13 protein-coding genes are annotated in these 13510 nt (G+C 34.1%); 1 reads left to right on the forward strand and 12 read right to left on the reverse strand.

All coding sequences use genetic code 11. The annotated features are described in order from the left end of the window. Nucleotides 1-80: 80 nt before the first annotated feature. The 4 genes from OLM51_RS06665 to OLM51_RS06680 all read right to left on the reverse strand — a co-directional run bounded on the left by OLM51_RS06665 (nucleotide 81) and on the right by OLM51_RS06680 (nucleotide 3469). Nucleotides 81-815 carry a head GIN domain-containing protein gene (locus OLM51_RS06665; protein ID WP_264553567.1) on the reverse strand — a complete coding sequence of 245 codons (735 nt, stop codon included), beginning with the start codon at nucleotides 813-815 and terminating at the stop codon, nucleotides 81-83. Nucleotides 816-818: 3 nt separating this feature from the next. Next, nucleotides 819-2552 (reverse strand): PspC domain-containing protein, encoded by a 1734-nt coding sequence (locus tag OLM51_RS06670; protein ID WP_264553568.1) that lies wholly within the window; start codon nucleotides 2550-2552, stop codon nucleotides 819-821. Nucleotides 2553-2555: 3 nt separating this feature from the next. After that, nucleotides 2556-2888 (reverse strand): PadR family transcriptional regulator, encoded by a 333-nt coding sequence (locus tag OLM51_RS06675; protein ID WP_008464689.1) that lies wholly within the window; start codon nucleotides 2886-2888, stop codon nucleotides 2556-2558. A 101-nt stretch (nucleotides 2889-2989) separates the two neighbouring features. Next, complete coding sequence (locus OLM51_RS06680; protein ID WP_264553569.1) at nucleotides 2990-3469, reverse strand: DUF4870 domain-containing protein; 480 nt, start codon at nucleotides 3467-3469, stop codon at nucleotides 2990-2992. A gap of 232 nt (nucleotides 3470-3701) precedes the next feature. Between OLM51_RS06680 and OLM51_RS06685 the strand changes: the two genes are divergently transcribed. Next, nucleotides 3702-4154, forward strand: a complete 453-nt coding sequence (locus OLM51_RS06685; RefSeq protein ID WP_264553570.1) for a DUF4442 domain-containing protein — start codon at nucleotides 3702-3704, stop codon at nucleotides 4152-4154. 105 nt (nucleotides 4155-4259) lie between these two features. Here OLM51_RS06685 and OLM51_RS06690 read toward each other — a convergent pair. The 8 genes from OLM51_RS06690 to OLM51_RS06725 all read right to left on the reverse strand — a co-directional run bounded on the left by OLM51_RS06690 (nucleotide 4260) and on the right by OLM51_RS06725 (nucleotide 13506). Then, nucleotides 4260-5485 (reverse strand): IS3 family transposase gene (locus tag OLM51_RS06690; RefSeq protein WP_413614532.1). Its coding sequence is split into 2 segments (ribosomal slippage): nucleotides 4260-5146 and nucleotides 5146-5485, totalling 1227 coding nucleotides; the frame shifts between segments, so codons are not numbered across the junction. Between the two features lie 98 nt (nucleotides 5486-5583). Next, nucleotides 5584-5748 (reverse strand): hypothetical protein, encoded by a 165-nt coding sequence (locus tag OLM51_RS06695; RefSeq protein WP_213259016.1) that lies wholly within the window; start codon nucleotides 5746-5748, stop codon nucleotides 5584-5586. A gap of 214 nt (nucleotides 5749-5962) precedes the next feature. Continuing rightward, the gene (locus OLM51_RS06700; RefSeq protein WP_264553571.1) at nucleotides 5963-8200 is read right to left on the reverse strand and encodes a multicopper oxidase domain-containing protein; all 2238 of its coding nucleotides are present in this window, start codon (nucleotides 8198-8200) and stop codon (nucleotides 5963-5965) included. Between the two features lie 9 nt (nucleotides 8201-8209). Further along, the gene (locus OLM51_RS06705; RefSeq protein ID WP_264553572.1) at nucleotides 8210-10741 is read right to left on the reverse strand and encodes a heavy metal translocating P-type ATPase; all 2532 of its coding nucleotides are present in this window, start codon (nucleotides 10739-10741) and stop codon (nucleotides 8210-8212) included. A 282-nt stretch (nucleotides 10742-11023) separates the two neighbouring features. Beyond that, entirely contained in the window at nucleotides 11024-11584 is a 561-nt protein-coding gene (locus OLM51_RS06710; RefSeq protein WP_264553573.1) for a helix-turn-helix domain-containing protein, read from the reverse strand. A 2-nt stretch (nucleotides 11585-11586) separates the two neighbouring features. Further along, on the reverse strand, nucleotides 11587-12108 hold the full coding sequence (locus OLM51_RS06715) for a DUF3347 domain-containing protein (RefSeq protein WP_264553574.1): 522 nt from the start codon (nucleotides 12106-12108) through the stop codon (nucleotides 11587-11589). A gap of 108 nt (nucleotides 12109-12216) precedes the next feature. After that, the gene (locus tag OLM51_RS06720) at nucleotides 12217-12603 is read right to left on the reverse strand and encodes a hypothetical protein (protein ID WP_264553575.1); all 387 of its coding nucleotides are present in this window, start codon (nucleotides 12601-12603) and stop codon (nucleotides 12217-12219) included. A gap of 69 nt (nucleotides 12604-12672) precedes the next feature. Beyond that, nucleotides 12673-13506, reverse strand: a complete 834-nt coding sequence (locus OLM51_RS06725; protein WP_264553576.1) for an AraC family transcriptional regulator — start codon at nucleotides 13504-13506, stop codon at nucleotides 12673-12675. Between the last annotated feature and the right edge of the window lie 4 nt (nucleotides 13507-13510).

Genomic DNA, 13510 nt, shown 5'->3' on the forward strand with positions numbered 1-13510 from the left:
TAGATTTGATTTTGACAAATATAAAAAAATCATCCACTTTGGGTGAATGATTTCTTTTATATTTAACACTTAAATAAGGTTTATCCTTTATTAATGTTTCCTCCTGAGCTTTGACTTTTCTCGATAGTTTTAGGTGTAGTATCGTAACTTATGTTTCCTCCGCTGCTTGCCTGAGCTTTAAGACTTACAATTGGATGAATACTTACTGTTCCTCCGCTTGATGCATCTGCATCTATGTCATTTGCCAGCAATTTTGTAGCATCAATAGATCCTCCGCTAGATACTGAAGTTTTTACTTTTAAGGCTTTTCCTGTTATGTTTATAGAGCTTCCGCTATCAGAATCTAAAGCAATATTATCAGACTCTACATTAACATCCATAGATGCTGCACTTGAACTTTCTAATTGAATATTCTCACCGGTAAGAACATTTTTGCTTTGAACAGATGAAGCGCTTGATGCTTCAATTTTATCAATTTTTGGCATTTTTACCGTTACCTTTTTCAAAGTCACGTTGCGGAATGAACTGAATTTACATGAAATTACTAATGTTCCGTTTTCAACTTTTGTAATAATTTCTTTTTGTAAATTATCGTCTGCTTCAACTTTAATTTCAGTTTTATCCGATTGCTCGATTACCAGATCAATTGCATTGCTTACTGATATGTTTTTAAATTCACCCTGAACAGTTCTGTTTTCGGTGGTTACATTCCCACTTCCTTCGATTGCATTCATGTTAAAGTTACATGAAGCAAACAGTAATGCAGTAATAGTGGCAATTATAAATTTCGTAATATGAATGATTATTTTTATCATGGCTTAGTTAATTTTAATTATGACTCCGTTTTTATCAGTGGTTAGCTTTCCGTTTGTTTTTTTTCCGTTTAAAACTTCTTTTCCATTAATTTTAATCGAAACTTCTTTTACAGTATCGTTGTCGATAGTGTTCTCGTCATTGTAATCATTGTCATTATCATTGTATTCGTTTTCATCTGCCGGGCAGTTTAAACATTTTATTTTAGAACCTTCTACTTTGTAGTTATAGTTACCACTAAAGTGCAGGTCGAAAAAATCATTTTCAGAATCATCGTAGTCCTGAATAGATGCATCTGGCTTAAATAATTGCCCTTCTGGCAAGTACAAATATACATCTACTTCTTGTCCTCTAAACTTGTTTTTTATATCTGTCAGAAAATAATTATCTAAAATTAAGTGATTTCCGTTAATCTGAAGATTGTAATTAATTTTTTCTGCTCTTTGTTTTGCGCTTGTTAACGAATTTCCTCTTGCGGTTTTTTCAATTTGCATATAAGGAGAAGCTTCATCTGTACGTAAAACGTGTAAGCGAACATCATTTGAATAAATTAAATTATTGTTTGCCGAATCCTGAACAAATGCAAACTCTCTGTGATGATCCAGATCCTTTGCGAAATAATCATTATATCTGAATTTTACAAACAGCGTATCTGTAGGTTTAATATTGATCGTTTTTTTCTCAACCGTTTTATTATCATAAGATATTTCGGTTGCCTGTTTGATTCCAATACTAATTACAATTGCAACTGCAATGATCCAAATGGCTAATAAGGTATATTTTGTAATATTTCCAATAGATTTTAAGTTTGGAGATAACAATTTAAAGCCTAATAATGTTAGAAAGAAAAACGGGATTCCAACAGCAAAGAGCATCAATAAACCAAAAGACCAAAGCGGATATTCTGTAAAGTTTCCTGCTTCAACAAAGTTTTGCCAAGGGAAATCAATAAATACATTTGATCCCAAAGTAAACACCCCAACCAATAATCCAAGCAAAACACTAATTCCGGACACGATTAATATGACACCTAAAAATTTAGCGAATATTTTAAAAACCGTCATGACAAAGTCTCCAAATGAACTACTTATTCTCTCAGCTCCCGACTTTACCTGGTTTCCCATTTTATCATAATCTGCGTTTTTGAATTTATCAGATAATGAATCTATTTCTTCACGAACTTTTTTTTCGATGTTCGAAATCGTAACTGGTTCTCCTGTCATTTCCAATTTTTCTGAAGTTGTAATTGCTTCAGGAGTTACAATCCAAAGTACAAAGTATGCTAAAATTCCGGTTCCAAAACCTGCAAAAACAAATACTAAGAATATGATTTTAATCCATACGGCATCAATTCCAAAGTAATGTCCTAATCCGGTTGCAACACCACCAATCATACCTTTTTCTTTATCACGATATAATTTTTTGTGTTTTCTTGCACCGTAATTGTTAAACGATTGATTTTGATTGTCTTCGTCCTCGATTCTGTAATCTTCCGGTTGTCCCATCACTGTAATCACTTCGTCAACATCTTTCAAGCCAACAACATGTTTTTCACTTTTTTGTTTTTCTGTTAATAATTCAGAAACACGCATTTCGATGTCTTTAATAATTTCATCTTGTCCAGACGAGTTATTTAGTGATCGTTTTATAGCGTCAAAATAGCGTGTCAATTTTAAATATGCATCTTCATCGATGTGAAAAAACATACCGCCTAAGTTAATATTTACTGTTTTGTTCATGACTTATTGATTTTGATTGGTGATTAGATTTACGGCGTCAGATAATTCTGTCCAGGTGCCGCTAAGTTCGTTTAAAAATGTTTGTCCTATCTCGGTTAATCCATAATATTTTCGTGGAGGGCCTGAGGTCGATTCTTCCCATCGATAATTAAGCAAACCGTCATTTTTCAATCTGGTTAAGAGCGGATAAACGGTGCCCTCAACAACTAATAATTTTGCGTTTTTTAAGGTGTCTAATATTTCAGATGTATATGCGTCTTTTTCTTTAAGTACTGATAAGATGCAAAACTCAAGAACACCTTTGCGCATCTGTGCTTTTGTGTTTTCAATGTTCATAATTTCATTTTGTTTTTTTTAGATTGAACAATTCGTTTTTTGATTGATGATGATGATTGATGATTGATTGTTTTTGCTATAACCTTTTAATTTTTATGCGATTACTTTATAAAAGGAATCGATAACGGATATTTGTATAATTCTCCGTTTGAAGCTTTTATCGAAGCATAAATCACTAAAAAGAATTCAACAAATTTTAAAACTCCAAAAAGTAAAACGGCTGTCGCACCAATACTTAATAAACCAATGTTTCCTTGTAAATTGAAGTTTCTGATTTCAAAATTATCGTCGTTAAAAAAGACTTCCATTGGAATATTCTGTAACACGACGGTTAAGAAAATCGGAATTGCGATTAAGGCTAAAATCAAAGTGTAAAGCAGTAAACTCAATTGAAAATTCAAAGTCTGTTTTCCGTGATGATTTACAAATTCTGATTTGTCTTTGTAGCTCGACCAGATTATAATTGGGAAAATATAATTCCCAAACGGAATGACATATTGACTTAATGTGCTTAAATGCGTAAACGCAGCTGTGTTTTTTTCTGATGTTGTTTCCATGATGAGTGGCGTTGTTGTTTCCATGATTAAAAGTATATAGTAATTTCTTATGCAAATATATATCTAAAAGACAGTATCTTGTTTTGCATAGTACCAAATATTAACAAAATATTAACAATTTTAAAATTTATATTTGAATAGTAATTCATTGAAAATCATTCGGAATAGCTGATTTTATTGGGAGTTTTGGAAAGTATTACAAATTTATTGTGCGTGCATAGTTTTTTTGTATTTTTACATAAAAAAATAAAACCACATGGCAGTTTCAGTTTCCAAACTCAATAAATTTGTATTATTCAAATTACCATCGGCATACATTTGCGGTGTACGTGTAAAAGCAATCGACAAAGAAAGTTGTGTTGTAAGTGTTAAGCACAGATGGATTAATCAAAACCCTTTTAACTCTATGTACTTTGCGGTTCAGGCAATGGCAGCAGAGTTGACAACCGGGGCTTTAGTGATTTCTCAAATTCAGGAAAGCGGAAGAAAAATTTCTATGTTAGTGGCTAACAATAAAGGGAACTTCACAAAAAAAGCAACCGGAAGAATTACATTTGCCTGCAATGACGGACATTTAATTGCCGATGCTATCAAAAAAACTATAGAAACGGGAGAAGGACAAACATTCTGGATGAAATCTATTGGGACAAATGAAGAAGGCGTTCAGGTTTCTGAAATGGATTTTGAATGGAGCGTTAGATTAAAGTAATTTTTTAGTCAATCCCGATAGTTATTGGAATAAAAGGATTAACACTGATTTTAAAAGCAATGAGTCGTCCTAAAATAGGTTGACAGTTTACAATAAAAATTTATATTAACCAGTCAGGTTTTCTTGGCTGGTTTTTTCATGTATAAAGTTAGGAGTTTTCATCATCAAACTTAGATGTGGTCTTTTTGTATTATATATAATTATTGACTCCTTTACAAGCTTTTCCAATGTGGCTCCATCCTTGCATTTATAAATTAAAAACTCGTTTTTTAAGATTCCATTAATTCTTTCCGCTAATGCATTTTGATAGCAGTCATATCCATCTGTCATTGATGGTTTAATATTGTGTTTAGCTAATACATTTTGATAAACCTTTGAACAATATTGCAAACCCCTATCAGAATGATGTATTAGCGGCAGTATCGATTTTCTACTCTTCACTGCCATTTTTAAAGCCTGAACTACACTTTCTGCGTTCATATCATCACTAAGTTTATAACCAACTATTTTTCTACTGTAAGCATCAGTGACCAAGGAGAGATAATGAGTTTTTTGCTGTGATTTTATATAAGTGATATCACTTACGTATACTTGTTCAGGACGTTCAATTTTACATTCTTTCAAAAGATTATCATATTTGTGCAGCCAATGTTTTGAAAAAGTAGTTTTTGTATAACTCTTTATTGGTTTTACAAGTAATTTTTCTCTTCTTAAATAATCAAAAAATGCATCTCGACCTATCTTAATCCCCTTTTGTGAAAATTGATCACAAAGAATATGATATAATTTACGAGTGCCAATACGAGGCATTTCCATTCTTATGCCGATAACCAAATCTCTAACTTTGAGTAGTTCAGATTCTCTTAAGGTAATTCTGTTCTGCCCTTGATAGAAAGCTTGCCTGCTGATCCCAAACAATCGGCAACTTTTACATAAACTTATTCCTGCTTCTTGCCTGAGGCGGAAGATGGTTTGGGAGAAAACTTTTTTCGAATCTGAGTACCGTACTGACTATCAGAGATGTCAATCATGGTATTAAGTATCTTATTCTTTAGCTGTTCATCTGCTAATTCTTTTTCAAGCCTTTTAATGGTTTGTGCCGGAGTTTCTTTAGATTTAGACATAAATAACAAGTTTGGTTTGCTCCAGTCTAAGTTACCAAATTTTCTGAGCCACACCAAAACTGTACTTCTTCCTTGTATTCCATAGTTTTTTTGAGCTTGTCTATAGGTCATTTCTCCTTTTTCAACTTGGGAAATTACAGCTAATTTAAAAGCCATGTTATAATCCCGCTGGGAACGCCTGCCCCCTTTGTTTTCTTTGTCTTTCATTATAAGTCGATTTAGTGTCAACTTATTTTAGGACGAGACACAAACATAAAAAAAGGCCTCAACTATTTGAGGCCTTTTGCATTTAATATATGTTGCAATTATTTTTTAACGCAACAAGATTTTTTATCTTTTTTATCTGTTGATGTTTTCTTGCAGCAAGATTCTTTTTTATCTTTTTCTTTTTTAGGAGCAGGTTTTGTTTCCTGAGCCGTTACACCAATTGAAAATAAAGCAGCAGTCAAAATTGTAATTACTTTTGTCATTTTGTTTTAATTGTTTTTTTGTTAGAAGCATTGTATTTGGTAAATCAAATATAATAACAATCTGCAGAGATGATTCTTACAAAAAAGTTAATGTTTTGATAATAATATGTGATTGAAAGTTAAACGATCCAGGCATCTAGTATCAGGTCAATAATTCATTTAAAGGGCATTTTTTAATATGAACTTAAATCACTTATATGGTTTAAAAACACAATCAATAATTCAAATTCAGTCCAAAACCAACTCCCATATCACTGTCATAATGTGTTGTGATTCCCAGGTTTCTGGTGGCTACATATTTTAAACCCGCCATATATTCTTTATCAGTATTCCACATTAAATTCATTCGCAAGCGTCTCGCAAGCGGAATATCTTTTCGTTCAAATTGTACTCTCACGTTTCCATCAGTATAAACCTCAACCTGTGCTTTTACGAGCATTGGTAAAGTATATTCGACTCCGGCACTAAAAACCGAACGATTATCTTTGGTGTTTTTTTGTCCAAAAAGGTTTTGTTCCTGTTCGTCCATTCCCATTTTTCTATAGCGCCAGTCAAAACCAATAAAAGGCATTAACCATTGATTTTTCCCGATGTAACGACCAATATGGGTTTCGGTTTCGTAACCATGTTTGTCATTGTAGCCCAGTCTCCATTCGGTTCCAATACTCCAGCGTGTATTACTGAACATCGCTTCACCATCATTTCCATTAGTGGCAAAATCATTTTCGGCCATGAAATGAAACATTCGGTCGTCCATTTTTAGCATTTTATAAGCCATTTTTGGATCATGAATCAAAGGATTTGGTGCTGAATTTTCATAAGTAAAAATGCGTCCCATTCCCGCCATCATATGATAAAGAATATGACAGTGAAAGAACCAGTCTCCATCTGCATTTGCCTGGAATTCTATTGTATCGGTTTCCATTGGCATAATATCAATGACATTTTTAAGGGGAGAATACTCGCCATGCTCATTCAGAATCCTGAAATCGTGTCCGTGTAAATGCATTGGATGACGCATCATAGATCCGTTGTACAATACAATTCTAACGTTTTCTCCTTTTTTAATTAAGATTTTATCTGTTTCAGAAATTACTTTATTGTCCATACTCCATACATAGCGATTCATATTTCCGGATAAAGAAAACCGTAGTTCTTTTACCGGAGCATCTTTTGGCAGCGTTGTTATGGTAGGTGATTTTAGCATTCCATAATTCAAAGTGACAATTTCAGTGGTTTCAGTACTGTCAGTTGTTATTTTCATGTTCTCCATAGTATGATTAGAATGATCTATTGGTTTTGAATTTTCATCTTCACCCGAAATCTCAGGATACATTACGGCATTCATGTCCATTTTATTAAGAGACATTTTCATTCCCATATCGTTCATTTCCCCATTCATTTTCATCATATCATTCATCATTTTCATTCCTTCAAAATATTTTAATTTTGGAAGATGTTTTACAGGCTGTTTTATTCCTTCACCTAAAAATAAAGTGGCTGATCCTGTTCTGTCTTCGGCTGTAGCCAGAAAAGCAAATGCTTTATTGTCCTCGGGAACGGTTACCACAACATCATAAGTTTCAGAAACCGCAATGATCAAACGATCAACTTCTACTGGTTCAACATCATTTCCATCGCTGGCAACAACGGTGATTTTTCCACCGCCATACGTTAGCCAGAAATAACTTGAAGCACCTCCATTGGCAATTCGTAAACGAACTTTAGAGCCTGGTTTAAGATCTGAAAACTGTTGTTCATTTTTACCATTGATTAAAAACTTTTCATAATAAACATCACTAACATCCATGGCGTTCATGCGTTTCCACTCGTTAGTGACCTTTGTAGAAAATTGCCCTTGTTTAATGGCCTCGGCGTAACTTTGCGTTGTTCCTTTTTTAATAGCAAACCAGTCATTTGCATTATGCAGCATTCGCTGTACATTCTCAGGTTTCAGATCGGTCCATTCGCTTAAAATAACCGGAATGGTAGGCAAATCGTCAATTCCTTTTCTAATGGTCGGATCATTTTCTTTTTTATTAATAATGAAAAGTCCGTACAAACCTATTTGTTCCTGCAATCCTGAATGGCTATGATACCAGTAGGTTCCGTTTTGAATGATCGGAAAACTGTATTTATGGGTTGTGCCGGGTTTAATAGGCATTTGTGTTAAATACGGAACTCCATCTTCTTTGTTTGGTAAAAATAATCCGTGCCAGTGTAGTGCAGTGTCTTCGTTTTTAAGTTCATTATGCACATAAATTTCGGCTGTATCACCTTCAGTAAAAGTAAGCGTTGGCATCGGAATTTGTCCGTTTACCGTTAGGGCGCGTTTTTCTTTTCCTGAAAAATTTACGATTGTGTCCCGAACATATAAGTCGTAGCGTACCACTTTTTGCGCCTGAGTAGTTATGGTGATCAAAAAGAGAATTATAATAGTATGTAGTTTCATATTGATTTTTTAAAGGTTTAGATTTCGTAATCGTAAGGCATTTACAATTACTGAAACCGAACTTAAACTCATTGCCAGTGCAGCTAACATCGGCGAAAGCAAAATTCCAAATACCGGATATAAAATTCCTGCAGCGATTGGAACTCCTAAGACATTGTATATAAAAGCAAAAAACAGATTTTGTTTGATGTTTTTCATCACCGAAAAACTTAGTTTTTTAGCTTTTACAATTCCGTTTAGGTCACCTTTTACCAGTGTAATTTTGGCGCTTTCGATGGCAACATCAGTTCCGGTTCCCATTGCGATTCCAATATTTGCCTGTGCTAAAGCCGGAGCATCGTTGATTCCGTCACCAGCCATGGCTACAATTTTGCCTTCAGCCTGTAAGCGCTGAATTTCTTTTAGTTTATCTTCTGGAAGGCAATCGGCTTTAAAATCACTTAAATGTAACTGGTCGGCTACTGCTTTTGCAGTATTGGCATTGTCACCAGTTAACATAATAACTTCAACTCCCTGATCGATTAAATCTTTGATGGCTTTTGCGCTATTTTCTTTTATCGCATCAGTAATCGTTACATAACCTAAAACGGCTTTGTCTATCGCGATATAAGAAACGGTTTTGCCAAGATTTTGCTCTGCAATAATTTTGTTTTCTATATCCACAGGAATGGATGCACCAACCTGATTCATTAGCTTTTTGTTTCCTAAAGCTACTTTTAAGTTGTTTATGGTTCCTAAAACTCCTTTTCCGGCTATGGCTTCAAAGTCCGGAACTTCAAACATAACTTGATTTTTAGCTTTAGCAAAATTTACTACAGCCTGCGCCAGAGGATGTTCACTATGTTGATTTAATGAGGCAATATTTTGAAGTAAAATGTCTTCATTATTATTTACCGAATAGATTTTTTCGACAGAAGGCTTTCCTTCTGTAATAGTTCCGGTTTTATCAGTAATTAAAACATCGATTTTATCCATGTTTTCCAGTGCTTCGGCATTTTTTATCAAAATACCGTGTTGTGCCCCTTTCCCAACTCCAACCATAACAGACATTGGAGTTGCCAAACCTAAAGCACAAGGACAAGCGATAATTAAAACGGCGATGGCATTAATTAATCCGTAAATGTAAGCGGGTTCGGGACCAAATTTTGCCCAGACAAAAAAGGTCAAAATTGAAATAATGACCACAGTTGGGACAAAATATTTAGCCACGCGATCTGCCAGTTTTTGAATTGGTGCTCTTGAACGGCTGGCATCGTTTACCATCTGTATAATTTGCGACAGTAAAGTTTCTGAACCTACTTTCTCGGCAATCATAACAAAAGATTTGGTTCCGTTTATGGTTCCGGCAATCACATTGTCGCCTGTTTTTTTATCTACCGGAATAGGTTCTCCGGTAATCATAGCTTCATCAATGCTGCTTTCGCCAGTTGTAATTTTTCCGTCAACCGGAATTTTTTCTCCCGGTTTTACTCTCAATAAATCTCCTTTTTTAATATGGTGAATAGAAATCACTTTATCATTTCCGTTTTCGACCAAAGTTGCTTCCGTCGGAGCGAGTTTCAATAATGCTTTTATTGCACCATTAGTTTGTCCGTGGGCTCTGGCCTCCAATAATTGCCCTAGTAAAACTAAGGTTAGAATTACGGTTGCAGCTTCAAAATACAAATGAATGGTTCCATGATGCGATTTGAATTCGTCCGGAAAAACATCTGGAAATAATAAGCCTGCAATACTAAATAAGAATGCGACACTTGTTCCGATTCCTATTAAGGTAAACATGTTTAAATTCCAGGTGATAATAGATTTCCAGGCGCGAACAAAAAACATCCAACCTGCATAAAAGAGTACAGGAAGTGAAAATAAAAACTGGACCCAATTCCATTTTTCAATTGACATTATAGTGTAAAGCGGATTATTCGGTATCATTTCTGACATTGAAATGATGAAAATTGGAAGCGTAAACAGGATCGCTAATTTCATTTTTTTTAATAAATCAGAATATGTTTTGTTTTCTTCCTTATCAGAAGCCTGCATCGGAACTAAATCCATTCCGCAAATTGGACAATCTCCCGGTTCATCTGAAATAACTTCGGGATGCATTGGGCAAGTGTATTTTGCAGCGCTGATTACAACCTGAGGGACTAAGTCCATTCCGCAAACTGGGCAGTCTCCGGGTTTATCGTACGTTTTGTCACCTTCGCAATGCATCGGACAATAATAGACACCATTGGTTTGCTGATGTGTATGGAGTTCTTTTTTAGGCTGGTGTGTGTGATTCTCTTTTTTATGGGCTGAACAACAAGATTTAACAGCTGTATCAGTGTGGTTTTTGGGAGAATCCATCTCAATAGTATATTTTCCTGCTGCTGCCAGAACTTCCTGAAATTTTTCTGTTGCAACATGTTTTTCCATTGTTATGGTAGCCAATGGCGGATTTAGTGTCACTTCGGCCTGAATTCCTTCAATTGTATTTAAAGTTTTCTCGACTTTCTTGCGACAACCATCACACGACATTCCTGAAATTATATATTGATGAGTCATTGTTATATGTTTTTAAAGTATTACAATGCAAATTTCCGAAGTATTAGCCACTTCGGTTTGTATAATTTTGTGAATGATTTGTAAGATTTACGAAAGGCGTTTTTTAACCGCAAAGTGGGCTAAGGTTTTACCTAATCTTATAATAATCTCGCAAAGACGCAGAGTCGCGAAGTTTTATGTTTATTAAGATAATAAAAAATAATTTCACGCAGTCCCGATAGCTATCGGGACTGCGCGAGACTTAAAACTTTGCGCTTTTGCGCCTTTGCGAGAAATTAATCTTTACAAATTTTCTATTTGAATACGTTTTTTATCTTTCAATTGCTTGAAATAAGTTGGGGTAAAACCTGTGATTTTCTTGAACTGATTGCTTAGATGTGCTACATTGCTATAGTTTAATAAATCGGCAATTTCGCTTAACGAAAGTTCATTGTAAATCAACAACTCTTTTACCTTTTCTATTTTTTGACTGATAAAGTATTTTTCGATAGTAGTGTTTTCAATTTCGGAGAAAAGATTGCTCAAAGTACTGTAATCCTGGTTGAGGTTTTCGACCAGATAATCGGATAAATTGATTTTGAGCTCACTGTTTTTATGATGAACCAGATCGACAATAAGGTTCTTTATTTTCTCGATGGTTTTACTTTTTTTATCATCGATTAAATCAAAACCTAAAGATTGCAGATTCTTAAGCAGGATTTTTTTCTGATCTTCGGTAATAGTTTCCTGAAGTTCTACTTCGCCCAGTTCAACAGAAATAGTATGAAGTCCGAGTTTTTCAAACTCAGACTTCACAACCATTTTGCATCGACTACACACCATGTTTTTGATGTAGAGCTTCATATTTATTTGATGGTTTCTACCACGTTTCCGCAAGTTAACATTGAAGATCCGTAGTAGGGATTCTTAACCGCTTTTTCTTTGCTTAACCAGTCAGCATCTGCCATTGGGCAATATTGTTTATAAATTGGCTGCTCTGGGCTAGACACTTTTATAAGATCGTAAGTACTTTTAGACAACGATTTGAAACTGTCACGTTGTTTTTTAAGATCTGTAGTTGACGAAATACTTTTGGCATCGGCAGTAAGTTTTTTCATTACTTTCATCCAAACTGTATGTTCATTACTTTTCAGTTTATCCATTTTTACAGCCGTAATTGCGGTAAGTAAATCTTTGGCTTTTGCCGAAGTTAATTTGCTGTCACTTTTAATAAGTGCATCTTTTACATTAAAATAAGCATCGTAAACCGCTTGTAGTTCATTTGAATTTAAAACCTCGATTTCGTTTTTTTCTGTGTTTGCCTGAATCGTATTTGTGGTAAAAACGAATGCGATTAATGCTGCTATAATTGTTATTGATTTTTTCATTTTATATGTATTTAGAAGGAATGTAGTTTTCCTTAATTATGTTTAATTCTTAAAGTGTTGCAGATTCTGCGGAGCGTTTGGACCCAGTTATGGCTGTCACAAATAGAATTATTTTATTTTTGGAGGTGCCCAAATAGAGGTAAAGCCATCAGAAATACTGTTGTTTTCATAGTATGTGATGGGAGTTTTGAAAGAGAAATTCAATAATTCGATACTGAATTCAAAATCATTTTCTGCAATTAAACTAAACTGCAAACCCGAAGTTGTACAGCCTGAGTGATCACATTTTCTGTTGCATCCATGCTGATCCTTTTTAGAATCATTGCTTTTTTTGCAGCAATCTTTTTCACACGAATCGGATTCTGTATTAGATGAACTTGCTTTTTTCTCGCAAGAACTTTTTTCAGCAGATTTTCCACAAGCATAACCCGTAGTTGACATCAAAGAGAGGCCAAAGAGTAAAACGAGTAATAATATGTTTGTTTTTTTTGTCAAGGAAAATAGATTGCTGATACAAATTTATACAAAAATTCTTAGCTCCGGTCTCTTTTAAGATTTCAATAACTAAAGCTTTTTAAAATCTGTTGGTTTCATGTTTTTTCGTTTTTTAAAATAATTCGATAAATGACTTTCATCTGTAAAACCAAATTCATAAGCAATTTGCTTAATTGGTAATTGATTATTGTGAAATCGTTTTTCGATTAAAGTTGTTCTTAAATTATTAATATAATCCCGGTAACTAATCGAGAAAGTCCTTTTAAAATAAGCGCTAAAGTAGGATGGAGCAATATTAAAATGTTCTGCTATAATCTTAATCTGAACCAATTTTGGCTGATAAACATTCTGATGAATATAATTGGCAATTTGTTCATTATCAATATGTGTCGATTTCATTTGAAGATTCATGCCACGGATGGTTTCTTTAATCAAACCAAAAAGCGAAAGAATTTGATAAAAAACGATTGGAGATGTGGTAACATCGATATAACGATCGTAAGTTATAATGTTTTCTACTGTATTTTTTAAAATGGTTTTGCAGGGTTCATCAAATTTTAATACAGTTTCTTTGAGGATTTTATCCCGCATAAAACTTTCAGGAGTGTTTACAAGAAATTCATCACAGGTAAGATTTTGTTTGGAATTAAAATAATTGTCTGTGAATTTAATATAAACAAAGCGAGTGTTTTTTTTGATGTCAAAATAATGCTCGTCTTCCGGAGAAATAACAAATAAATCACCGGCTTTATAAGGAAGAAGGTTTTTGTTTAGATGATGAATACCAGCCCCCTTTTTGATATAAATGATTTCGTAATACGTATGAGTATGTGGCGGAAGGTGAAATTTCTCATCCTCAAATTCATGAATAACGAGAGTTTCAAACTGATTTAATTTAGGCATGACT

It is taken from the genome of Flavobacterium sp. N2038, from assembly GCF_025947185.1.
Lineage (GTDB): Bacteria > Bacteroidota > Bacteroidia > Flavobacteriales > Flavobacteriaceae > Flavobacterium.

Coding starts and splice junctions, on each gene's coding strand:
- OLM51_RS06665 (WP_264553567.1), bottom strand. CDS start 815: ATGATAAAAATAATCATTCATATTACGAAATTTATAATTGCCACTATT.
- OLM51_RS06670 (WP_264553568.1), bottom strand. CDS start 2,552: ATGAACAAAACAGTAAATATTAACTTAGGCGGTATGTTTTTTCACATC.
- OLM51_RS06675 (WP_008464689.1), bottom strand. CDS start 2,888: ATGAACATTGAAAACACAAAAGCACAGATGCGCAAAGGTGTTCTTGAG.
- OLM51_RS06680 (WP_264553569.1), bottom strand. CDS start 3,469: ATGGAAACAACAACGCCACTCATCATGGAAACAACATCAGAAAAAAAC.
- OLM51_RS06685 (WP_264553570.1), top strand. CDS start 3,702: ATGGCAGTTTCAGTTTCCAAACTCAATAAATTTGTATTATTCAAATTA.
- OLM51_RS06695 (WP_213259016.1), bottom strand. CDS start 5,748: ATGACAAAAGTAATTACAATTTTGACTGCTGCTTTATTTTCAATTGGT.
- OLM51_RS06700 (WP_264553571.1), bottom strand. CDS start 8,200: ATGAAACTACATACTATTATAATTCTCTTTTTGATCACCATAACTACT.
- OLM51_RS06705 (WP_264553572.1), bottom strand. CDS start 10,741: ATGACTCATCAATATATAATTTCAGGAATGTCGTGTGATGGTTGTCGC.
- OLM51_RS06710 (WP_264553573.1), bottom strand. CDS start 11,584: ATGAAGCTCTACATCAAAAACATGGTGTGTAGTCGATGCAAAATGGTT.
- OLM51_RS06715 (WP_264553574.1), bottom strand. CDS start 12,108: ATGAAAAAATCAATAACAATTATAGCAGCATTAATCGCATTCGTTTTT.
- OLM51_RS06725 (WP_264553576.1), bottom strand. CDS start 13,506: ATGCCTAAATTAAATCAGTTTGAAACTCTCGTTATTCATGAATTTGAG.